This window comes from Brenneria salicis ATCC 15712 = DSM 30166 (genome assembly GCF_003315515.1).
GTDB lineage: Bacteria > Pseudomonadota > Gammaproteobacteria > Enterobacterales > Enterobacteriaceae > Brenneria > Brenneria salicis.
On the sequence record NZ_QNRY01000007.1, the window covers coordinates 1 to 24,010 of the forward strand.

Consider the following 24,010-nt stretch of genomic DNA (forward strand, 5'->3'; position numbering starts at 1 on the left):
CTCCGGGCACGGGCTTTCCCTCCAATTTGGCCTGAATACGCCAGTTGTAAAGGGTAGCTTCCGATATTCCTTCTTGCTGTGCAAGTGCGCTAACAGTCATGTTGTGAGGAGGTAATAATTTGTCCAAAACAGCAGCTTTACGTTCAGGTGAATAACGTTTCATGTCAGGCTCCACTACCCCCAATTAGATTTTCAGTAGGGAGTGCCATCTATCCTGACAGGGGGGGTTAGCAAGCGCCATTGATGATCATAGAAAGACAATTAGTAAATAAGTTAAGATAATTATGGTTCAGACTTCCCATATTCCTATTTAAAAAATTTAAACTTTTATTTTTATCAAACCCAACTCACTAAAAGAAATGTCCTTCCTATTTTTATCGTAAAAAGCCTGATAGAATTTGAAATCTTCTCTTCCTGACTCTACACATTTCTTCTCGATAACTTTCATGATTTTTATTTTGTCATCCAGTTTAGTTTTGATACCAAATATGATACCTTTCGATGAATGAAAATCATAAGGCAACAGTCTGTCAGCTAATTTATTATGTTCTGAAAACATATCTGAAATTATCATTCTGTACTCATTTTCGTATTCCCAATCTTTGGATTTAACTGTAATATCTCTATAAAATTCCTTCCAGTAATTTTCTCTCCATAATGAGATTGATTCATTCATCTGCTTCGCACACAAACTCATTTCACCCTCAAAGGAGTACCAAACTTTATTGAGGGTTGGTATCGGTAATCGCCCTAACTTCCTGAAGAAATCAACTTCACCGTAGCCTTTCACATAGTCTATCGCATGTAATTTATGCAGCACATTATCGTAAACTGCACCGTTCATTCCATGCCCTACTTTACTTTTTAAATTTATAAAATGCTCTCCGTTTTTTTCTTCACCATTAAAGATTAGACATACTCCTGTATGGTTATCACCATAGCTCCCCCAAACTGATGAGTTTCTACACTCTGACATAAAACAAGCTGTATACCAGTTTGGGAAGACTAGCTTTTCCAATTGTTGGATATATTCATTAGGGAAATCCAAGAAAACCAAGAAAACCAAGAAAACCAAGAAAACCAAGAAAACCAAGTTCTTATTTTTAGTCTTTGTAGATGTTTTATTGGTTAAGTAGTTTATTATATCTAATTGCCCCAACGTATGCTTTTGATCTGCGAATAAAGTATCAATATCTTCTGACTTTACATTTTCTTCAATATTATTAATAAAACCAGAATCAATTACATCCTTTATTGGCTTTTCATAATCTATATCAGGCGTAGCATTATCTTGCGGAACTAATCCATTTTTCTGATAACAACTATGAATGATGTCAATTGCTAAAAAATGCACCATCCTAATATAAAAAAATAATTCATTTCGTCTTACGGCAGAGCTTCTTTTAGAAATAGCATTTATTAGATTTATTATTATTTCTTTTGAAAAGAATGATTCTGATACTTCATTAAATAATTTTTCATACTCAGGTATTGGAAATGTAAAGTCAGTCAACACTGGTATATCTTCTTCTGACAGCGGATGTTCTTCCCCTGATATCCATAATAAAGAATAACTTCGTTCGAGGCAAAACAAATAGTGTTTAAATAAGTTATTCCAAATTATCTCATCCCCGTCCCAAAAAAAATCCCTAAACCCTTCAATTGGATCATTTAATGACGATGGTTCAGCAAAATAAATAACTTGCTTTTCTAACTCTTTGTATTTTTCACCAATCAGTTTTTCAACACTTCTAAACCTATAAAAATCCTTAGTCATATCATCTCCATAATTAAATAATAAATTAAAGGGGTAATGGCGGATATTCTTTAGATGCTAACAAAGAGTTATATAAAATAGGTGATTTTGATAATATGTTTAGTTCAATCCTTTGTAAAGCTTCTCTTAGCCTTTTAAACTCAGGTTCCGCATAACGTTCAGTTGGATCAACAGTATTTCTATGATTTAGCAACCTTTTGACTACTGCATAAGAGGTTAGCTCTTCTGCAATGCGTCCGAATGTTCTCCTTAAATCATGCATACCTAACTTAACGATTCCAGCTTCCTCGCAGATTTTAATACGTAGTTCTTTCGAATCCGAATAATGCCCTGTTTTGCTAAACTTTGATCTCGCTGGAAAGACATATTTTTCTTTTCCAATAGAACCAATACTAACTTCGTTGATCAAAGACCTTCTTTCATCAAGAATACGATACATTGCATCGCATATAGGCAACGTATGATTATTCCTATTTTTAGTATCATAGAAAAAAAGTATCCTGTTATTAAGGTCTACGTAGTTCGTTCGCTTAGCTTCTTCATCTGTTAACTTTTCACGCCAACATAATGATGCTGATTCTTCTTTCCTTGTCCCAGATAGAATTGTCACGAGTAAATAGTCAGCACCTAACCTGTTAGTAAACCTTTTATAATAAAGTGCATCTAGGAACTGTTTTAAAGTATCGCGAGGTGATAGAGGGTTTCGGATGTTCTTTTCTCTATAACTATCTTCTAACTCTGAACGTGTTCTATATTTTTTTCTGCACCGCCAAAATTGTAAATGGATTATAAATAATGCTAGACTGTCTTTGTTGTGTTTGTGCATTAATAGCCTCAATCTCAATAGCATATTTCACTGCAACATTGATCCATCTAAATGTTTGTTCTGCGGCAGTCCGTGCTTTAACTGATATTTCGTCAAACTTTTTTAGGATCTCATTCCCAGTGAGATCTTTAACTCGTAATTTAGCCCAATCAGATAGCCTATTTTGTGCTTTATCGAAGACAATTAAAGTATTGGGTTTAGCTGGCTTTGAGCGTGTAGTTAAATGCCTTCTGTATTGCTCGAAGATCTCTTTTATCATTAGTTCCGAAGCATGTGTTTCACGTTTGACTTTATTTGGATTACGCTTCGTCTGTTTCATCTGTTGAACATAACGACGGGCTTCATCACGGGCTTGTGCAATGTTATCAAAGTCGCTAACGCTACCAAGAGTAGCCCGAATCACTTGCATTCCAGAATCCGAGTCAGAAACCCTTCTCTGGATATAGTAAACCTTCTTGTTGGTTGAAACCTTTACACCAAACCCGACTGGCGCGTCACGATGAGCATCTGTGATAAAGTACGGTTTACGGTCTTCGTTCAGTTCAAAGATCAATTGGCCGTCAGTTAAGATCTTCGGCTTATAATCAATAGATAATGTCTTAGCTACAAGCTGTTGATTTAGATTGATTTTCATATGATTTGTATACCAGTTCTTTTTTTGTTCAGCAGCAAGAGTGGCTGATATACATATAGTATACATTTTTTGCAGTGCGTGTGTTTATGTATACCAAAACACACTCACTCCAGAGCTTTATAAAATGGAAAAATACAGTAAAATCAACGACAAAAATGTTATAATTAAAGGCACGGAAAACCACACACCGATGATGCAGCAGTACTTCAAGCTGAAATCGCAACACCCGGAAATTCTGCTGTTCTACCGTATGGGCGACTTCTATGAGCTATTCTATGACGACGCCAAACGCGCTTCTCAGCTTCTGGATATCTCCCTGACCAAACGCGGCGCTTCCGCCGGCGAGCCGATTCCCATGGCCGGCGTCCCGCACCACGCGGTTGAAAACTATCTTGCCAAGCTGGTGCAACTGGGCGAGTCAGTCGCTATTTGCGAACAGATCGGCGATCCGGCCACCAGCAAAGGACCGGTAGAACGCAAAGTGGTACGTATCGTGACCCCCGGCACCATCAGCGACGAAGCCTTATTGCAGGAAAAACAGGACAACCTGTTGGCTGCGATTTGGCAGGATGGCCGTGGATTCGGCTATGCCACGCTGGATATCAGTTCCGGCCGTTTCCGGGTTGCCGAACCGGGCGATCAGGAAACCATGGCTGCCGAGTTGCAACGCACCAATCCAGCCGAATTGCTTTATCCGGAATCGTTTGAATCCATGCCGTTGATTGAACATCGTCACGGTCTGCGCCGCCGCCCATTATGGGAATTTGAACTGGATACCGCCCGTCAGCAACTCAATCTGCAATTTGGTACGCGCGATCTCAGCGGATTTGGCGTTGAACAGGCGAAGCTGGCGCTGAGAGCAGCCGGTTGCTTGCTGCAATACGCCAAAGATACCCAGCGCACGTCTCTGCCGCATATTCGCGGCATCACCATGGAACGGCAGCAGGACGGCATCATCATGGATGCCGCCACCCGGCGTAATCTGGAACTGACGCAGAATCTGTCCGGCGGAACAGAAAATACACTGGCGGCGGTGCTCGATCGCACCGTAACCCCCATGGGCAGCAGGATGTTGAAACGCTGGATCCATATGCCGATCCGGGAGATCGCCGCGTTGACACGGCGTCAGCAGGCTATCAGCACGTTACGGGACATTGCGCCAGATTTGCAGCCTTATCTACGGCAGGTCGGCGATCTGGAGCGAATTCTGGCGCGTCTGGCGCTGCGCACTGCCCGTCCGCGCGATCTGGCGCGCATGCGTCACGCTTTCCAGCAATTTCCCGCTATTCGGGCGCAACTGGCCCCGTTGGAAACCGACGCTATCCGACAGTTGGTGGATCAGATTGGTCAATTCGACGCGTTGCAGGATCTGCTTGAGCGCGCCGTCGTCGAAACGCCGCCGGTACTGGTTCGTGACGGCGGCGTAATCGCGCCGGGTTATCATGCCGAAATGGATGAATGGCGGGCGTTGGCTGACGGCGCCAGCGATTATCTGGACAAGCTGGAAATCCGTGAACGTGAAAAGCTGGGGCTGGATACGCTTAAGGTCGGTTTTAATGGCGTACATGGCTATTATATTCAGGTCAGTCGCGGCCAAAGCCATTTGGTGCCAATACATTATGTGCGACGCCAAACGCTGAAAAATGCCGAACGCTATATTATTCCTGAACTGAAAGAATATGAAGATAAGGTGCTGACATCCAAAGGCAAAGCGCTGGCATTGGAAAAAGCCCTTTATGAAGAATTGTTCGACCTGCTGCTACCCCATCTGGCCGAACTTCAGCAAAGCGCGGCGGCCCTCGCCGAGTTGGATGTGCTGGCGAATCTGGCGGAACGCGCGGATACGCTGAACTATGTGTGTCCGACGCTCAGCGATAAACCCGGCATCAAGATTAGCGGCGGTCGTCATCCGGTAGTGGAACAGGTTCTCAGCGAACCCTTTATCTCGAATCCGCTGGCGCTCTCCCCTCAGCGTCGCATGCTGATCGTGACTGGTCCGAATATGGGCGGGAAGAGCACCTATATGCGTCAGGCGGCGCTGATCGTACTGATGGCGCATATTGGCTGCTTCGTTCCTGCTGATCATGCCGTTATCGGTCCGGTGGATCGCATCTTCACCCGTGTTGGCGCCGCGGACGATCTGGCCTCCGGTCGTTCAACCTTCATGGTGGAAATGACGGAAACCGCCAATATTCTGCATAATGCCACGGAAAACAGTCTGGTGCTGATGGACGAGATCGGTCGCGGAACCTCAACCTATGACGGTTTATCCTTAGCCTGGGCCTGTGCTGAAAATCTGGCTAACCGCATCAAAGCCATGACGCTGTTCGCAACCCACTATTTTGAATTGACCAACTTGCCTGAAAAAATGGAAGGCGTTTTCAATGTGCACCTGGACGCGCGCGAGCATGGCGATACCATCGCATTTATGCACAGCGTTCAGGACGGCGCCGCCAGCAAGAGTTATGGGCTGGCGGTGGCGGCCTTAGCCGGTGTCCCGAAAGATGTAATAAAGCGAGCGCGCCAAAAGCTCAAAGAGTTGGAGACGCTATCCAACAACGCATCCGCCAGCCATATTGACGGCGCGCAACTGGCCTTACTGGGGCAAGAAGCATCTTCACCGGCGCTGGACGCGTTGGAATCAATCGATCCCGATGCGCTGACGCCACGTCAGGCATTGGACTGGTTGTATCAATTGAAGAAAATGCTGTAAGCGGGACGAAGAGAAATCAAGGCGCCGTGCCTATCGCGGCACCTTGATTTCTCCCTGTTATATGCGGGCAATTTGCCAGTCGGCAAAGGTAATTTCCAGACTATTCTTATCATCCGACAGCCAGATCGTACCTTCCTGCAAAGTGGCCTGTAATGTCATGTTCCGTTGGACCAGAGTAGCAAGCTGAGCTAACTGGCGATCATCAAGAAAACGGATAGTCAGGTTTTTATATCCGGCAACGTTATCCGCGATATTTTGCCACCACACCTGCGCGGCACGCTCGCTGTAGGCGTACAACACCACCGAACGGGATTGATTACACGCTTTTTTCAAGCGCCGTTCATCCGGTAACCCTAACTCAATCCATAATTCAAGTTCCATCGTGTCATTACGCAACCAGATTTCAGGCTCATCATCAGCACTCAATCCTTTGGTGAAGCGCAAGTTTTCATCCGCATGACCGATCCAGGCCAGCAAGCGCAGCATCATGCGTTGCTCGGTTTCTGAAGGGTGTTGGGCGATAGTCAGGCTGGCATCATGGAAAAAATGGCGATCCATGTCCGCAATATTAATGGTTGCTTTGTAAACCGTTGCTTTTAATGCCATCTGTTACCTCGTATTTATCCGCCCACAGTGTACTTGAGTTCGTACTATCCTCACAGTAATGGTGATATTCGCCACATAATGGGTGGATTAGGTGTCTGAGGAATACTGATATCCTGCCGGAGCCTATGCTATAGTCGTTTAGATAAAGAGTTTATCTTAAAGGGCTTATAACATCAGGTGCCGTCAAAGTGATGATGCATGAATGTCTACCGGGTTAAGCTTTGAAGGGAGGATATAGTGCAGCAATACTGTGAATTAGTACGCCGCTTATACGCAGAGATCGCCAGTGGCGATCTGGGCTATATACCCGACGCGCTGGGTTGTGTATTGAAAACCCTGGATGAAATCGCTGCGAATACGGCATTGCCATCCTCTGTCAGGGAACAGGCGGCCTACGCCGCCGCTAACTTATTGGTGAGCGATTATGTCAATGAGTAACGAATATCAACCCATCAACTGTGATGATTACGACAACCTGGAAGCGACCTGTCAGCAGAATTTAACGCTGACGCTGGAACTGCGTAATGGTGAGATCGTTACCGGCAAAGCCAGTGATATGATCTCGCGTAAACATGTGGAATACCTGGTGATCGAAGAAGCGGGTTCGACACGCGAACTGCGACTGGATCACATCGTCAGCTTCAGCCATCCCGAAATAGGAAAAGTCGTCGTCAGCGAATCCTGACGCCCCGCCCGCTTTCCTGCAAAACGGACAACCTGTGAACACCCCCTGGTTGTCCGTTTTCATTTCAACCTTTAGCAAAAATGACTCAATTTTTTCGCCAGGCGATATGCCAGCAGGGACGCTGTTTTTCCGCCTGACCTTCCCAGGTGACGAACCGTCCCAGTGCGGCGATCAATTGGTCGCCATAAAACACCAATGGCGTTCTGTCGCGGCACCACGGCGGCACCTCCAGTTCTTGCCAGAGTTTCTTGATCTGACGCCCACGCGATCGGCCAACCATATGGATCATGCCAGTTACCGTAAAGCGGATGCTGACAGGCTCATCCGCTCGCGGCACGCGTATCGCGGTTCCGTGTTGCGCTAATGCCAGCGATCCCAATCCATCCGGCAAGGTCAACGGCCCCCATAGCGGTTGCCACGGTAATACACAGCGTTTCAGCGATAACATCAGCGGCAGCGCATAAAGATGCTGACGAAAGCGCCGGATTTGCCATCGACCAAGCTGTAGCAGCGGCTCGGCATCCTGACGACTGATCGCCACCTCATGCCATAATCGCTGTAATTGGCCACGTGTCGGCATTGGCACATCATGCTCCGATAGCCAACGACGCAGTAATGCGCCGCGCCGCGCTGGGCTCAACGGACGCAATCCCTCAATACTCAGCGCCCCGTCAGACTGACGTAATGCATGCAGCGATTCAGCCAGCAGTTCATCCAGCAGTTGTTCCTGCTCGGCGCACAGTTGCGCACTACGCGCCACGGCGGTGGGAAAATGCGGCCAACGCGCTGTCAGCGGCGGCAGGATCTGACGCCGCAAAAAATTCCGGTCAAAGCGTTCGTCCTGATTACTGTCATCTTCAATCCAGCTTAGTTGATGCCGCGTAGCGTATTGCTCCAACTGCTGACGGGAGAAACCTAACAATGGTCGTAATAAGCGGTGCTCAGCAAGCGACGCGCTAACGCCCATGGCGGAAAGACCGGCTGGCCCGCTGCCGCGTTTGAGCGCCAGCAAAAAAGTCTCGCACTGGTCATCAAGATGCTGTGCTGTCAGCAAGATTTCATCGCGGTGCAAATGTGCGCTCAACGCCTGATAACGCGCCGTCCTCGCCGCCGCTTCAATCCCCCCGTTTTGCGCATCCACGGCGACAGGCAACGAAGCAAACGGCACCTGCCACTGTTGGCAGCGTTGCCGACAATGTTCCGCCCAACTGTCCGCCAGCGGATTCAGGCCGTGATGCACATACGCGGCGCGGATAACCCGCTCATCGCGCTGGCGTAACGTAACCAGAAGATGCAATAACACGCTGGAATCCAATCCACCGCTATACGCCACCAGGATCTGCCGATGGCCTGCGGTACATTCAGCTACCGCGTTGAGTAAGGTTTCCGTGTTCTTCACGGGTTAAACCTCATACAGTTCTAAGGGCAATCCATCGGGATCGCAGAAAAAAGTAAATCGCCGCTGCGTTTCAGGATCGATACGCACTGGTTCGCAGTTCACACCGGCATCAGCCAGCGAAGCCATCGCCTGCCCGACATTCTCAACAGCAAAAGCCAGATGTCGCAGGCCGCACGCTTCAGGCTGAGTGACCCGCGGCGGTGGAGAAGGAAAGGAAAACAGTTCGATGACATAACGGTCGTTCAACGACAAATCGCCTTTCCACGAATCTCTCCCGGCGCGATATACCTCGTTTTTCAGCGAAAAACCCAGCACATCACAGTAAAATGCCTTGCTGCGCTGATAGTCAGCGCAAATAATCGCCACATGATGAATATCGAGTATTTTTAGCATGATCACCTGTTTGTACGATATATGACGAATTTGGTGATAATCGCAGACCAGCAGCCGGACGCGCCTTTCCGCATCGTCTCAGATCGTCGTCAGCATAGCAAAAGTCCGCTCTCATTGCTGACAGCGGACTTTTGAATGACGGCATTATGAATAAAATCAGCAGTAGCCGTAATTCATCAGCCGCTGATAACGACGGTTCAACAGTTCTTCTTCGCTCAGGCTATCCAGATCGAGCAGATCGGCCAGCAGTTGTGCTTTCAAGGACGCCGCCATCGCAGCAACATTGCGGTGCGCCGATCCCAACGGTTCAGGGATAACCGAATCAATCAGTTTCAGTTCTTTCAGACGCGGCGCCGTAATGCCCATCGCTTCTGCGGCTAATGGCGCTTTGTCCGCGCTTTTCCACAAAATTGAGGCACAACCTTCCGGGGAAATCACGGAATAGGTGCTGTATTGCAACATGTTCACTTTATCGCCGACACCAATAGCCAGCGCGCCGCCGGAACCACCCTCGCCAATCACGGTACAGACAATCGGCACCCGCAGCGTCGACATTTCACGCAGGTTACGCGCAATCGCCTCGGACTGACCACGCTCTTCCGCGCCAACGCCAGGATAAGCGCCCGGCGTATCAATAAAGGTGATAATCGGCATGTTGAAACGTTCAGCCATTTCCATCAGGCGCAACGCTTTGCGGTAACCTTCCGGGGCGGGCATGCCGAAGTTGCGACGAATTTTTTCTTTGGTTTCGCGTCCCTTCTGATGACCAATGATCATCACCGGACGCCCATCCAGCCGCGCAATGCCGCCGACAATCGCTTTATCGTCTGCATAGGCGCGATCGCCCGCTAATTCATCAAAGTCGGTAAAGATATGCTTAATATAATCAAGCGTGTACGGACGCTGCGGGTGACGCGCCAATTGCGCGACTTGCCAGGCGCCAAGATCGGAGAAGATTTTACGCGTCAGTTCAACGCTCTTTTCACGCAGACGCTGTACTTCTTCGTCCAGATTAATATCTAATTTTTCGTCTTGACGGCTGACTGCGGTCAGCGAGTCAATTTTCGCTTCCAACTCTGCAATCGGCTGCTCAAAATCAAGAAAATTCAGACTCATAGTATTCCTATATTAGTCAAATTCCAGTTCCACCTGCTCATTACCCACTAATGTGCGCAACTCATTGAGTAACGACTCCGTCGGCGTTATACGCCATGCGGCGCCGAAACGTAACCGGGCTCGCGCATCTTCCCGCTGGTAGTAGAGATGCACTGGGATCGTCCCCGAACGATGGGGTTCCAACGATTGACGAAGACGGTTTAATAGCTGGTCATCAATTTGCCTGTCAGTCAGCGAGATAGCAAGCCCGCGCGCATATTTTTCCCGCGCTTCGCTGATATCCATTAATTCGCGGACCATCATTTTAAGTCCGCCGCTAAAGTCATCAAAGCTGACCTGTCCACTGGCGATCAGAATACGGTCTTTTTCCAATAAATGCTGATATTTTTCCAATGCATCGGTAAACAGCATAATTTCAAGGCGACCGGAACGATCGTCCAGCGTACAAACGCCAATGCGGTTTCCCCGCTTAGTCACCATGACGCGGGCCGCTAAAACCAGCCCGACGGCAGTGGTCATTTTGCCCCGATCCGTCGGGTGCATATCTTTCAAACGCAAACCGGCGGCATAGCGTTCGATCTCCTTAAGATACTGCGTGATCGGGTGGCCGGTCAGATACAACCCCAGCGTCTCCCGTTCGCCATCCAGCACCACCTGTTCCGGCCACGGCGGAACCGTGCTGTAGGATTGCTCAACCTGTTCGGGCGCTTCCGCCAGCACGCCAAACATATCAACCTGACCGATGGCTTCCGCTTTGGCATGCTGATCGGCTGCTTTGAGCGCATCGCCCAGCGAATTCATCAGCGCGGCGCGGTGCGGCCCAAGACGATCAAACGCCCCGGACATAATCAGCTTTTCCAATACCCGACGGTTCAGTTTCTTGATGTCCGTCCGGGCGCAAAGATCAAACAGTTCTTTGAAATAACCGTCCCGGTTACGCGCCTCGATAATGGCTTCGATCGGGCCTTCGCCGACGCCTTTGATCGCCCCGATGCCGTAAACGATTTCACCTTCATCATTGACGTGAAAATGGTAAAGCCCGCTATTGATATCCGGCGGCAGGATTTTTAACCCCATCCGCCAGCATTCGTCAACCAACCCCACCACCTTATCGGTGTTGTCCATATCGGCGGTCATCACCGCCGCCATAAACTCCGCGGGATAGTGCGCTTTCAGCCATAAGGTTTGATAGGAAACCAGCGCATAGGCCGCCGAGTGCGATTTGTTAAAGCCGTAACCCGCGAATTTCTCCACCAGGTCGAAAATTTTAACCGCCAGTTCGCCATCCACACCGCGCGATTTGGCCCCTTCTTCAAAACCGCCGCGTTGCTTGGCCATTTCGACCGGGTTCTTTTTACCCATCGCCCGCCGCAACATGTCAGCGCCGCCCAGCGTATAGCCAGCCAGAACCTGAGCAATCTGCATCACCTGTTCCTGATACAGAATAATACCATAGGTCGGTTCCAGCACCGGTTTGAGCGATTCGTGCTGCCACTCGATATCAGGGTAAGAGATCGCCTCACGTCCGTGCTTACGGTCGATAAAGTTATCCACCATGCCGGACTGCAACGGGCCGGGACGGAACAACGCCACCAATGCGATCATATCTTCGAAGCAGTCGGGCTTCAGGCGTTTGATCAAATCTTTCATGCCGCGCGATTCAAGCTGGAATACCGCCGTGGTTTCCGAACGCTGCAACATGTCAAAACTCTTCTTGTCATCAAGCGGGATCGCGGCGATATCTATCGGCTCAAGCCCCTGTTTCGCCCGCCGGGCATTGATCATTTCAAGCGCCCAGTCGATGATGGTCAGCGTGCGCAGGCCAAGGAAATCGAACTTAACCAGTCCGGCGTACTCCACATCGCTCTTATCAAACTGGGTAACCGGATGATTACCTTCCGCATCGCAATACAACGGCGAGAAATCGGTGATTTTGGTGGGCGATATCACCACCCCGCCGGCATGTTTCCCGGCATTGCGCGTCACCCCTTCCAGCTTGCGCGCCATATCGATCAGGGCTTTGACTTCCTCGTCAGCCTCATAAATCTCCGGCAACTGAGGTTCGGCGGCGAAGGCTTTTTCCAGCGTCATTCCCGGATCGGGCGGCACCAGTTTGGAAATACGATCGACAAAACCATAAGGATGGCCCAGCACCCGGCCCACATCGCGGATAACCGCTTTCGCCGCCATCGTACCGAACGTAATAATCTGCGAAACCGCATCGCGGCCATACATTTCCGCAACATGTTCAATCACCAGATCGCGTTTTTCCATGCAGAAATCGACGTCAAAGTCAGGCATGGAGACACGTTCAGGATTAAGGAAACGTTCGAACAGCAGGTCGAATGCCAGCGGGTCAAGATCGGTAATTTTCAGCGCATAAGCCACCAGCGATCCGGCGCCGGAACCTCGTCCCGGCCCCACCGGGACATTGTTATCCTTGGACCACTGGATAAATTCCATCACGATCAGGAAGTAACCGGGGAACCCCATCTGGTTGATAACGCCAAGCTCGATATCCAGACGCTCATCATATTCGAGGCGTCTTTGTGCGCGGACTTCCGCCTCAGGAAACAGAAATTCGAGGCGTTCTTCCAGTCCCTCTTTTGCGCGTTTGACCAGATAGTCTTCGGTGCTCATGTCCCCGGTGGGGAACTGCGGCAAGAAGTATTCGCCCAATTGGATGGTAACGTTGCAACGTTTGGCGATTTCGACGCTGTTGACTAATGCTTCCGGCACATCGGCAAAGAGCTCGCACATTTCATCTGCCGTGCGCATATATTGCTGCGGACTGTAATTGCGAGGACGTTTGGGATCGTCGAGCGTATAACCGTCGTGGATAGCAACCCGAATTTCATGCGCGTCGAAATCTTCTTCACTGATAAAACGCACATCGTTGGTGGCCACCACGGGAATGCCGTGTTTGGTCGCCAGCGCAATAGCGGAATGCAGATAACTTTCTTCGTCGGGACGACCGGTGCGGATCAATTCCAGATAATAACGGTCAGGGAAGTACTGTTGATAAAACGCCAGACACTGCTCGGCCTGCGTCTGGTTGCCGCGTAGCATGAACTTGCCGACATCGCCATGACGTCCGCCCGATAACAGAATCAGACCGTGCTGATGCTCAATGAGCCAGGCACGATCGATTGTCGGGCCAGCCGCACCATAGCCACGCTGATAAGCGCGTGAAATCAGCAGGGTTAAATTCTGGTATCCCTCATTGTTCATCGCCAGTATCGTAAGCTGCGCCAGTTCATCGCCCAGTTCTTCACTGGCGACCAACACATCGGCGCCAATAATGGGTTTGATGCCCGCGCCGTGCGCGCCGCCATAAAACTTCACCAGTCCGCACAGATTGGTGAAATCGGTGATCGCCAGCGCCGGCATATCCAGCGACGCCGTTTTTTTGACCAGCGGCCCGATCTTTGCCAGACCATCGATCATGGAATAGTCACTGTGAACACGCAGGTGAACAAAACGTGGTTCGGCCATCTCCAGATCCCAGAATTTATCGATTAGTCAGCGCTGCAATAATGACATCACAGCATTGAGAGTTAATGATGACGGCGTTTTACGCCAGCCCCAACACCCGTTTAACCGGCGCGAAACTCCGACGGTGGAACGCGGTGGCGCCAAACAACGCCAGTTTCTCTAAATGAAAGGCGGTCGGATAACCTTTATGCTGCGCAAAACCATATGCAGGGAAAAGTTTATCCAACGCCACCATTTCACGATCGCGCGTGACCTTCGCCATGATGGAAGCCGCGCTGATTTCCGCCACACGGCTATCGCCTTTCACCACCGCTTGCGCCGGCATAGGCAAAGCAGGACAGCGATTACCATCGATCAGCACAAAATCAGGCGTGATTGTCAGTCCGGCAACCGCACGCTGCATTGCCAGCATGGTAGCATGCAGAATATTCAGTTGATCGATTTCTTCAGGCTCGGCGCGTCCCAGACTCCAGGATAGCGCCTTCTCTTTGATTTCATCATAAAGCGCTAGACGTCGTTTTTCGCTTAGCTGCTTTGAATCAGCCAAACCGATAATCGGACGGGTCGGATCAAGGATAACCGCAGCGGTCACCACCGCGCCAACCAACGGCCCGCGCCCAACTTCATCAACGCCCGCAATGCAGTGCGCCTGCGGGTAGAGAAACACCTCATTCATGATTTTACCAATTCCAGTACCGCCTGGGCCGCCTGCTCGTCCGCATTACAGCGAATCTGCTGGTGCAACGCCAAAAACGTTGTCTGTAGCTCCGCTGTCTTGGCGGCATCCGTCAACCAGGGCAGTAACGCTTCAGCCAGTTTATCCGGCGTGCAATCAGTCTGTAGCAGCTCCTTCACCAGTTCGCATCCAGCCAATAGATTCGGCAAGGACACCCACGGCGTTTTCACCAGTTTCCGCGCCAGCCAGAAAGTGAAGGGCTTCATGCGATAGCCCACCACCATCGGACATTTGGCCAGCATACATTCCAGCGCCGCCGTGCCTGAAGCCAGTAACGCGGCATCGCTGGCGATCATCGCCTCCCGCGCCTGACCATCCAGCATATGTACCGGCAAATCAGGCGCTACCGCCTGTTTTATATGTTCAAACTGCTCGCGACGTTTACTGTTAACCAGCGGCGCCACAATTTCCAGCGCCGGGAACCGCTGCTTCAACAGCACAGCCGTATGAAGAAAATCCGCGCTCAGCATTTCAACTTCAGCACCGCGGCTGCCCGGCAACAACGCCAGACACAAGGCGTCCGGCTTAATGCCCAATGTAGCTCGCGCCACTATTTTATCCGGGTGCAGTGGCATCGCGTCCGCCATGGTATGGCCGATAAAACGGCAGGGAACATTGAAACGATCGTAAAACGCTTTTTCAAAAGGAAGAAAGGCCAGAACCTGATTGGTCGCTTTACCTATTTTGAAAACGCGCTTTTGACGCCAGGCCCAGACCGACGGGCTGACATAATGGATCGTACTGATGCCGCGCTGTTTCAGCTTCCCTTCCAGCGTGATATTAAAATCAGGCGCGTCAATCCCGACAAAAACATCCGGCTTGAGCTCGGTGAAACGTTGGGTCAAATCCCGGCGGATTTTGAGCAGACGCGGCAACCGCTCAAGCACCTCAACGATGCCCATGACGGCCAGTTCTTCCATTTCGTACCAGGCTTCGCAACCTTCAGCCTGCATACGCGGCCCGGCGACGCCGACAAAACGTGCATCCGGCATCCGTACTTTCAGGGCGCGGATCAGGCCCGCGCCAAGAATATCGCCGGAGGTTTCTCCGGCGACTAATCCGATCACTAAAGGGCGTTTCGACATAGCTTAACGAATAATGCCGCGGGTAGAACGCGCGAAGAAATCGATAAACGCCTGAACCGCGGGATGCTGCACCGCCAGCGCTTCGATCTCCGGTTTCACCTCATCCAGCGTTTTCCCGCTGCGGTAAAGCAGTTTGTAAGCATTGCGGATCGCATGCAGGGTGTCTTTGTTAAAACCGCGCCGCTTCAGCCCTTCAATGTTCAAACCAAACGGAGTGGCATGGTTGCCTTGCGCAATCACATAAGGCGGAACATCCTGTACGACGCCAGAGCAACCGCCGACCATCACATGTGCGCCGATAATACAGAACTGATGCACCGCCGTCATACCACCGATGATGGCGAAATCATCAACGGAAACATGGCCGCCCAATGTCGCGTTATTAGCAAAAATGCAACGGTCGCCAACGACGCAGTCGTGCGCGATATGGGCGTTGACCATCAGCAGGTTATCGCTACCGACTTTAGTCAACCCGCCGCCCTGCTCCGTGCCACGGTGGATGGTGACGCTTTCGCGAATACGGTTGCGATCGCCGATCTCAACGCGAGTCGGTTCTCCTGCGTATTTCAAATCCTGATTCACTTCGCCAATGGAGACGAATTGGTAGATTTGATTATCGCGACCAATCCGGGTAATACCGTTGACCACAATATGCGATTTCAGCACCGTCCACGCACCGATCTCAACCTGAGCACCGATATAGCAGAATGGGCCAATACGAACACCGGCACCAATTATGGCGCCGTCTTCAACAATGGAACTGGGGTGAATAAAGGCGGTTTGATCAATCACGATATCAGGCCTCCCGACGACGAGCACACATCATTGACGCTTCACAGGCTACTTCACCATCAACTTTGGCTACACCTTTAAAGCGTGCAACGCCGCGACGCTCTTTAATGAATTCAACCTCCAGGATCATTTGATCCCCTGGCTGCACAGGGCGCTTAAAGCGCGCCTCATCAATTGCCGCAAAGTAATAAAGCTCACCTGGCTCCAGTCTACCGACGCTTTTAAACGCCAGAATCCCCGTTGCCTGCGCCATCGCTTCCAGAATCAGCACGCCAGGGAAAATCGGTTTTCCTGGGAAATGCCCCTGAAAGAAAGGTTCATTGAAAGAAACGTTTTTCACCGCCCGTAAAAATTTCCCTTCTTCAAAATCCAATACACGATCAACCAGTAAAAACGGGAAACGGTGCGGTAATAATTCCAAAATCTCTTCAATATGCAGAGTATGAGTGTCAGTAGTCAAAATACTCTTCCTGTCCAAAAAAACTGATGCCATCAACAACACGGCCTGCTCAGACCCTAAAAAGGGGGATCTTCAGGCAGGCCGCAAATAAGAAAACGCCAATGATTAGCGGTTATCGACTTTTCGTTCAACGGCTTTCAACCGTTTGCTTATATCATCAATATTCAACACCAGCGCCGCAGTTTTACGCCAAACTTTATTGGGTTGTAGCGGAATGCCTGACGAGTATACTCCAGGTTCGGTAATTGGTCGCATGACCATTCCCATTCCCGTTACGGTCACTTTATCGCAGATTTCCATGTGTCCGTTAATCACACTGGCGCCGCCGATCATGCAATAACGGCCAATCTTCAGGCTACCCGCCATAATGACGCCGCCTGCGACCGCCGTATTGTCGCCAATCAGCACGTTGTGCGCAATCTGGCATTGATTATCAATGATGACGCCGTTGCCGATGATAGTATCGTCCAACGCGCCGCGATCGATCGTGGTGCTGGCGCCGATTTCAACCCGGTCGCCAATTCTGACCGTGCCCAGTTGCGGGATCTTGATCCAATTACCGCGATCGTTGGCATAACCAAAACCATCAGCGCCGATCACCGCACCAGACTGAATCAGACACTGTTCACCCAGTTCAACATTGTGATAAATCGTGACATTCGCCCAAAGCCGGGTGCCAGCGCCAATGCGGGCATTTTTACCAATAAAGCAACCCGGACCGATGATCACACCGTCACCCAGTTGCGCGCCGGATTCAATCACCGCGTTTGCGCCGATCGCCACCTGTTTGCCTAATGCAGCGTCTGGCGCAATCACCGCGCTGGGCGCGATATCCGCTGCCGGCTGTGGCGTGGCATCCATCAACTGCGCCATGCGCGCATAAGTCAGATAAGGATTTTTCACTACCAGCGCAGCAACCTGACAGTAAGGTAAATCCGCTTCCGTCAGCACCACGGCAGAAGCCTGAGTTCCCGTCAATTGCTCACGATAGCGGCTGTCAGACAGAAACGTAATCTGTCCTGCCTTTGCCGAATGCATAGAAGCAACGCCGGTGATGACGAGATCGCCATCACCGTGTAATTGTGCATCCAACTGTTGGGCTAACGCGTCCAGTCGAATTGAATACATGTATTATTTAACCTGTTTCAGCACATCGGCGGTAATGTCTTTTGCATTGGCGGCATACGCAACGGCGTTGGCGTCAATCACAACATCATAACCTTCTTTGCTGGCAACCGATTTTACCGCATCCTGAATACGGCTCAGGATTTTATTACGCTCTTCCATCTGGCGACGGCGGTTATCCTGATCAAAAGCCTGCGCTTTTGTAGAGAACTGCTCCCGTTGCGCCATGATGTCTTTTTCCATTTTGCTGCGATCGCTCGCTTTCATGGTAGAACCATCACGCTGCAACTTCTGCATTTTGGTCTGTAAGCTGTTTTCCATTGTCTGCAACTCGGAAGCGCGGCCTTTGAACTCGTTCTCAAGTTGTTTGGCGACCGTTTCACGTTGCGGTAACTGCTGGAAAATGCTCGATACGTTAACAACCGCGATCTTATCGGCAGCCTGAACGCTTGCAGAGGCAGCCAATGCTAAACCGAGGCCTGCGGCACACAACCACTTTTTCACTATAAACTCCTCAACCTAACCTAATTTGTGTCTTGACACATTCAATGTGTATAGCGTCATAGCATTATCAGGATCCCTGGCTACTTCCGCCATACGATTTGTCTTGCATACGACCTTCCGACGTCACATTACCAGGTTTTGCCAATATTAAACTGGAACTGTTCCGACTTGTCTCCATCGTATTTTTTAACCGGCTGGGCATAGGAGAACACCAATGGCCCAAGCGGAGACATCCATTGCAAGGCGATCCCGCTGGAAACGCGGAAATTGCCCGGTTTGCTGTAATCGGGCACGCCCGCATCAATCGTGGCCTGGGTGTTTTCCCAGTTGGTATCCCAAACCGTACCGCCATCAATAAAGAATGAAGTACGAACCGAGTTGGCATACTTGTCACTGATAAATGGCGTCGGCACGATCAGTTCGGCGCTAACGACCGCCATAGCGTTACCACCGATCGCATCATCCAGATTGTCTTTATCAATCGGGCAATTTGCGTAAGAAGCCGCGCCGGAAGCGCATTGATAATATGCCGCTTTAGGGCCGATGGTATTCGACTGGAAGCCGCGCACCGTACTCGAACCACCCGCATAGAAGTTATCGTAGAACGGCACTTCCTTACCGCCCAGACCATCGGCATAACCCGCGCGGGTGCGACCCATAATGACCCATTGTCCACTGTCACTTAACGGATAATAGGTCGCCGAGTCAAACGTCAGCTTGTAGTATTCGTTATCCGAACCAGGGATGGTTACTTTGGCGTTGGCGGACGCACGCGACCCTTTGGTCGGGAAATAACCGCGATCCAGATTGTTGTACGACCAACCGGTATTGAGGAAGAAATCATTCGCTTTGAAGTCAGCGCTGGATTTATCGTTTTCAGTAACGACATCCGGGTTAACACCGACTGAATCCAGATAACGCCACATGGCAACCTGCGGTTTCATGTCCGACAGGTCATTGTGAACATAATCCAACCCTAAACGCAGCGAGTTATTTTCGTTGATCGGGAAGCCCAACGTACTGCCAATGCCATAGCTGACATTGGTATAGTCGGACAGATCCGCATCATAGGCTTCAAATTTGTTGTAGAAGATACGACCACCGAGGCTGACGCCATCGACCGTGAAATAGGGATCGGTCAGCGACAATTCAACATAAGTCTGATAATCGTTTTTCGTACCGCTGATGCCCACGGAGTTACCTGTGCCCAGCCAGTTATCCTGCTGGACGCCGGCCTGGAAGCTGACGCCGCTTTCCGTACCAAAACCTACGCCAAAATTAAATGTACCGGTGTTACGCTCTTTGACTTTATAGGTCACATCCACCTGATCGGCAGTCCCCGGTACGCGCTGCGTTTCCACGTCGACGCTTTCAAAGTACCCCAGACGGTTAAGACGCTCTTTACCCTGCTCAACCAGATCATTACCTAACCAGCCGCCTTCCATCTGACGCATTTCACGGCGCAGGACAGAATCTTTGGAGGTATCGTTACCTTCGAAACGGACTCGGCGGACATAAAAGCGGTTACCGGCATCAACATTGATGTTCAGTTTCACGCTCTTATCGGCATCATTGATTTCCGGCTGAGTGACAACACGCGGATAAGCGTAACCATAGCGGCCCAGAAGCTTTTTGATGTCTTCTTCCATTCGGGTCACTTTGGCGCCGTTATACAACTCGCCCGGCTCGATTTTCGTTAATCCTTCAATTTCCGCGGAGTGACCGGCCAGGTTACCGTTAACCACCACGCCGGAAAGCGTGTATTTATCGCCTTCCGACATGTTGATGGTGATGTAGATGCCTTTTTTGTCAGGCGTCAGGCTGACCTGCGTCGAATCAATATTGAAACGGGCATAGCCGCGATCAAGGTAGAAACTCCGCAGCGTCTCCAAATCACCCGACAGCTTCTGTTTCTGGTATTTGCGATCGCCCACCACGTTCCACCACGGCACTTCATCACGCAGTTGAAAGCGGGAAATCAGTTCATCGGAACTGAAGGCTTTATTACCGACAATATTGATTTGCTGAATCTTGGCGGAAACGCCTTCCGTGAACACCAGTTTCAGGTCGACGCGGTTACGGGGCAACGGCGTGACGACGGCCTTCACCGACGCGCTGTATTTGCCCACGCTGTAGTAGAAATCCTCGAGACCTTTCTCGATGCTGGAAAGCGCTGTGCGATCCAGCGCTTCGCCAACCCGCACGCCTGACGCTTCCAGATTCTCCTTCAGCATGTCGTCTTTTACCGACTTGTTGCCGGAGAAAGTGACGCTGGCGATGGTCGGACGCTCCTTCACCTGCACGATCAGCGTTTCACCATCACGCAGGACCCGGACATCTTCGAAATTTCCGGTAGCGAACAAGGCACGGATAGTATTACCGATATCATCATCGCTGATGGTATCGCCAACACGGACCGGCATACTGAGTAATGCCGCCCCGACGGCAACCCGTTGCAGGCCCTCGAAATGAATGTCCTTCACTACGAACCCGTCTGCACCGTATACGGTGGCGCTGCTAAACAGCAGCGACGCTATGAGCAACTTTTTCATCGCCATCGTTGTTATGCGTTTTTCCTAACCTAATCCCGCGCCTAGAGGCGAGAGAAATCATTGAAAAGTGCGAACCCCATTAACAACATCAGCAATACAGCGCCGATGCGGTAACTAAAGTCCTGCACACGCTCAGAAACCGGCCTGCCCTTCACTTTTTCAACGGCAAGAAAGAGCAGGTGTCCACCATCCAACACCGGCAGAGGGAACAGATTGATGATCCCCAGATTGACGCTGATCAAGGCCAAAAACATCAGGTAATAGATTAATCCGTAATCCGCCGACATTCCCGCTCCCTGCGCGATCGAAATCGGACCGCTCAGGTTATTCAGCTTAACATCACCCGTTACCAGTTTGCCCAACATACTGACGGTCAATCTCATCAATTGCCAGGTTTTATCCGTCGCCTGATAGATGGCGCTAAACGGCCCGTACTGACGCACCGTTTTATATTCTTCAGGCAGCGGCGCCACACTCGGCAACACGCCCGCCAGTCCTTCTACCTTGCCATTGCCGACAGATTTACTGTCCGGCGTCAGCGTCAGAGGCAATGTTGATCCGCCCCTTTCGACATCCAACGCAATAGGTTGCCCCGGATTATCACGCACGGCGGCGACAAAATCACGCCAGCGCGTCAAATCCTGCCCGCCGACTTTAACTATCCTGTCTCCAACTTGCAAACCCGCTTTTTCCGCCGCCGACCCCGATTGGATCTGAGTCAGCACCGCTTCAATCTGCGGTCCGCGAGGCACCATCCCCAGCGACATCACCGGATCCTGCTTATCCGGCTCGAACTGCCAGTCACGCAAATCCAGCGTTTTCCGCACGATTTGACTGGAACCTAAAGGCGCGGCATCAATCACAACTTCATGCCCGCCGATCTTGCCTAACAGCGCCAGACGCGCCGTATCCCAGTCAGGCGTTTCGATGCCGTCAACCGACTTTAGTTCAATTCCTGCCGACATTTCCGCCTGGGAAGCGATGGAGTTGGGCAATATTTCACCAATCACTGGCTTGACGCCAGGGACGCCGATAATAAATACCAGCCAATACGCAACGATGGCAAAAAGGAAATTGGCAATAGGCCCTGCGCTGACAATAACAGCACGCTGCCAGACAGTCTTGCTATTAAATGATTGGTGGCGAAGTTCTGGCGCGACGGTATCGACGCGCTCATCAAGCATTTTGACATAGCCGCCAAACGGGATCAGCGCGATCACATATTCCGTGCCGAGTCGATCCCGTCGACTCCACAAGGCCCGGCCAAAGCCGACAGAAAAACGCTCAACCTTGACGCCACAACGACGAGCAACCCAGAAGTGACCAAACTCATGCACGGTAATCAACACACCCAGCGCGATAATAAAAGCGGCCAGACTCCAGAGGAAATTCATCATATTTTACCGTTTCATCCTAAACAGTTTTAAATATCAACAACATCAGACAGGAAAATACCGGTACGGCCGCTGTCAGGCTATCAATGCGATCCAATACGCCGCCGTGTCCGGGAATCAAATGACTGCTGTCTTTAATCCCGGCCTCCCGCTTGAACATACTTTCGGTTAAATCACCCAGCACCGAAGCCAACGCCGCCACGATGGAACAAACCAGCAATGTTGATGACGATACCGTCAACGGCGCATAACGGCTGAACAACAGGGAAATCACCGCCGATGTGACCAGCCCGCCGATAAGACCTTCCCAGGTTTTTCCCGGTGAAACTTTTGGCGCCAGCTTACGTTTGCCAAACAGTTTGCCGAACAGGTAAGCACCGCTGTCCGCGCCCCACACCAGCAACATAACGTATAACAACCACCATGCGCCGGTAAAAGGATTCACATCATAGTTATATTGACGCAGCGCGACCATGCCCCAGAAAAAAGGCACGATCGTAACAAGCCCGAACACCAGCCGCAAAATGCGTGAGTGTCGCCACAACGATGCGGAAGCGGGATAAAACAGAACCAGAAATAACGCAACGCTCCACCAGATCAACGCGACCCAAAGCGCTGCGCTGATTTGCGGAACATAAACCGAATAATGATAAGCTGGAAGGGTCAGCAGCATTAGCGCCAGTAAGAAACCACACAAAATAGCCAGCCAGAGCCGCTGACTATAGGACACAAACCCTGACAGTTGTCCCCATTCCCAGGCGGCCAGCATACAGACGGCCAGCGTAACCAGCGTAAATCCAAGCGGGGGCAGCAAAAACAATGCCGCAATAACGATCGGAATTAAAATTAAAGCAGTAATCAGGCGATACTTCAGCAAAAGTTCCCCCTAGGATGCATCCGCATCGATAGGTGTTGTTCTCCCGAAGCGACGCTCGCGTTGAGCAAATGCATTCAGCGCACCTTCAAAAACTTGTTCATCGAAATCAGGCCAGAGGACATCGGTAAAATAAAGCTCGGCGTAAGCGATCTGCCACAATAAAAAGTTACTTATGCGATGTTCTCCACCGGTTCTGATTACCAAATCGACCGGGGCCAGTTCGTTCAGGCAAATATATTGGCATAAAGCCTCTTCATCAATGCTGTCAGGACGTAATGTGCCTTCCTGCACCTGCTCTGCAAGCCGCCTTACTCCCTGAATGATATCCCAACGGCCGCCATAATTCGCGGCAATATTCAGTGTGAGGCCCTGATTATTTTCTGTCAGCGCTTGCGAACGGCGAATACGTTCTTGTAAACGCGGACCAAAACGGCTGATATCGCCAATGATGCGCAAGCGAACATTATGTTTATGCAGACTTTTTACTTCACTATCCAGCGCACGGACGAAAAGCTCCATCAATGCGGTCACTTCCTGGGCGGGGCGGTTCCAGTTTTCACTGCTGAACGCGTAAAGCGTTAATGCATCAAGTTCATGGCTAACGGCGAAACTCACCGCCCGACGTACAGATTTCACTCCAGCCTGATGGCCGAATATCCGTAGTTTTCCTCGGTTTTTCGCCCAGCGACCATTCCCATCCATAATGATGGCAACATGCCGCGGCCTGGCAAACGACAGATTATCGACATTTTTTTGATTATCGGACGGCATAACGCGTACTTATTTCCTCAAGTAAGAAATACAACAGTCCTTCCGTAACATCAGACTCGGTTAACGTAAA

Annotated in this window: 20 protein-coding genes and 1 pseudogene; 3 read left to right on the forward strand and 18 right to left on the reverse strand. The window is 50.5% G+C overall.

The genetic code is table 11. The features are described from left to right. The 3 genes and pseudogenes from DES54_RS05080 to DES54_RS05090 all read right to left on the reverse strand — a co-directional run. On the reverse strand, positions 1 to 163 hold a 163-nt coding region (locus DES54_RS05080; RefSeq protein ID WP_147247260.1), incomplete at its 3' end, for a transposase. A gap of 156 nt (positions 164 to 319) precedes the next feature. Beyond that, positions 320 to 1,777 (reverse strand): DUF2971 domain-containing protein, encoded by a 1,458-nt coding sequence (locus DES54_RS05085; RefSeq protein ID WP_113865522.1) that lies wholly within the window; start codon positions 1,775 to 1,777, stop codon positions 320 to 322. A gap of 25 nt (positions 1,778 to 1,802) precedes the next feature. Continuing rightward, positions 1,803 to 3,237: pseudogene (locus DES54_RS05090) on the reverse strand (tyrosine-type recombinase/integrase). 124 nt (positions 3,238 to 3,361) lie between these two features. Between DES54_RS05090 and mutS the strand changes: the two are divergent. After that, positions 3,362 to 5,950, forward strand: coding sequence for a DNA mismatch repair protein MutS (gene mutS, locus DES54_RS05095; protein WP_338075493.1), 2,589 nt, complete (start codon positions 3,362 to 3,364; stop codon positions 5,948 to 5,950). A gap of 57 nt (positions 5,951 to 6,007) precedes the next feature. Here the strand turns inward: mutS and DES54_RS05100 are convergent, their stop codons facing one another. Then, positions 6,008 to 6,556 carry a YaeQ family protein gene (locus DES54_RS05100; protein WP_113865523.1) on the reverse strand — a complete coding sequence of 183 codons (549 nt, stop codon included), beginning with the start codon at positions 6,554 to 6,556 and terminating at the stop codon, positions 6,008 to 6,010. Positions 6,557 to 6,793: 237 nt separating this feature from the next. Here DES54_RS05100 and DES54_RS05105 point away from each other — a divergent pair, with 237 nt between their 5' ends. After that, positions 6,794 to 6,994, forward strand: a complete 201-nt coding sequence (locus tag DES54_RS05105; protein WP_109052818.1) for a YaeP family protein — start codon at positions 6,794 to 6,796, stop codon at positions 6,992 to 6,994. Continuing rightward, entirely contained in the window at positions 6,981 to 7,241 is a 261-nt protein-coding gene (gene rof / locus DES54_RS05110; protein WP_113865524.1) for a Rho-binding antiterminator, read from the forward strand. The genes DES54_RS05105 and rof overlap by 14 nt, the downstream gene beginning before the upstream one ends. An 85-nt stretch (positions 7,242 to 7,326) precedes the next feature. On the opposite strand, the gene tilS is transcribed toward rof, so the two are convergent. The 14 genes from tilS to ispU form a co-directional block, all read right to left on the reverse strand. Continuing rightward, a complete protein-coding gene (tilS, locus tag DES54_RS05115; protein WP_113865525.1) occupies positions 7,327 to 8,640 on the reverse strand; it encodes a tRNA lysidine(34) synthetase TilS in 1,314 nt (437 codons plus the stop codon). Positions 8,641 to 8,643: 3 nt separating this feature from the next. Further along, positions 8,644 to 9,033 (reverse strand): VOC family protein, encoded by a 390-nt coding sequence (locus DES54_RS05120; protein ID WP_113865526.1) that lies wholly within the window; start codon positions 9,031 to 9,033, stop codon positions 8,644 to 8,646. A gap of 156 nt (positions 9,034 to 9,189) precedes the next feature. Continuing rightward, positions 9,190 to 10,149: an acetyl-CoA carboxylase carboxyl transferase subunit alpha gene (accA, locus tag DES54_RS05125; RefSeq protein WP_113865527.1), complete on the reverse strand. Its 960-nt coding sequence runs from the start codon at positions 10,147 to 10,149 to the stop codon at positions 9,190 to 9,192. A gap of 12 nt (positions 10,150 to 10,161) precedes the next feature. Beyond that, positions 10,162 to 13,644 carry a DNA polymerase III subunit alpha gene (gene dnaE / locus DES54_RS05130; protein ID WP_113865528.1) on the reverse strand — a complete coding sequence of 1,161 codons (3,483 nt, stop codon included), beginning with the start codon at positions 13,642 to 13,644 and terminating at the stop codon, positions 10,162 to 10,164. Positions 13,645 to 13,723: 79 nt separating this feature from the next. After that, positions 13,724 to 14,320 (reverse strand): ribonuclease HII, encoded by a 597-nt coding sequence (gene rnhB, locus DES54_RS05135; protein WP_113865529.1) that lies wholly within the window; start codon positions 14,318 to 14,320, stop codon positions 13,724 to 13,726. Next, positions 14,317 to 15,465 (reverse strand): lipid-A-disaccharide synthase, encoded by a 1,149-nt coding sequence (lpxB, locus tag DES54_RS05140; RefSeq protein WP_113865530.1) that lies wholly within the window; start codon positions 15,463 to 15,465, stop codon positions 14,317 to 14,319. The genes rnhB and lpxB overlap by 4 nt, the downstream gene beginning before the upstream one ends. Before the next feature lie 3 nt (positions 15,466 to 15,468). Then, positions 15,469 to 16,257 (reverse strand): acyl-ACP--UDP-N-acetylglucosamine O-acyltransferase, encoded by a 789-nt coding sequence (lpxA, locus tag DES54_RS05145; protein WP_113865531.1) that lies wholly within the window; start codon positions 16,255 to 16,257, stop codon positions 15,469 to 15,471. Between the two features lie 4 nt (positions 16,258 to 16,261). Continuing rightward, positions 16,262 to 16,750, reverse strand: a complete 489-nt coding sequence (gene fabZ, locus DES54_RS05150; RefSeq protein WP_205680183.1) for a 3-hydroxyacyl-ACP dehydratase FabZ — start codon at positions 16,748 to 16,750, stop codon at positions 16,262 to 16,264. A 72-nt stretch (positions 16,751 to 16,822) separates the two neighbouring features. Beyond that, complete coding sequence (gene lpxD, locus DES54_RS05155) at positions 16,823 to 17,845, reverse strand: UDP-3-O-(3-hydroxymyristoyl)glucosamine N-acyltransferase (RefSeq protein ID WP_113865533.1); 1,023 nt, start codon at positions 17,843 to 17,845, stop codon at positions 16,823 to 16,825. A 3-nt stretch (positions 17,846 to 17,848) separates the two neighbouring features. Further along, a complete protein-coding gene (gene skp / locus DES54_RS05160; RefSeq protein ID WP_113865534.1) occupies positions 17,849 to 18,346 on the reverse strand; it encodes a molecular chaperone Skp in 498 nt (165 codons plus the stop codon). 128 nt (positions 18,347 to 18,474) lie between these two features. Then, a complete protein-coding gene (bamA, locus tag DES54_RS05165) occupies positions 18,475 to 20,904 on the reverse strand; it encodes an outer membrane protein assembly factor BamA (RefSeq protein WP_113865535.1) in 2,430 nt (809 codons plus the stop codon). A 35-nt stretch (positions 20,905 to 20,939) separates the two neighbouring features. Further along, complete coding sequence (gene rseP, locus DES54_RS05170) at positions 20,940 to 22,295, reverse strand: sigma E protease regulator RseP (protein WP_113865536.1); 1,356 nt, start codon at positions 22,293 to 22,295, stop codon at positions 20,940 to 20,942. A 16-nt stretch (positions 22,296 to 22,311) separates the two neighbouring features. Next, positions 22,312 to 23,169 (reverse strand): phosphatidate cytidylyltransferase, encoded by an 858-nt coding sequence (gene cdsA, locus DES54_RS05175; RefSeq protein WP_113865537.1) that lies wholly within the window; start codon positions 23,167 to 23,169, stop codon positions 22,312 to 22,314. A 9-nt stretch (positions 23,170 to 23,178) separates the two neighbouring features. Beyond that, positions 23,179 to 23,940 (reverse strand): (2E,6E)-farnesyl-diphosphate-specific ditrans,polycis-undecaprenyl-diphosphate synthase, encoded by a 762-nt coding sequence (gene ispU / locus DES54_RS05180; RefSeq protein WP_113865538.1) that lies wholly within the window; start codon positions 23,938 to 23,940, stop codon positions 23,179 to 23,181. Positions 23,941 to 24,010 lie beyond the last annotated feature (70 nt).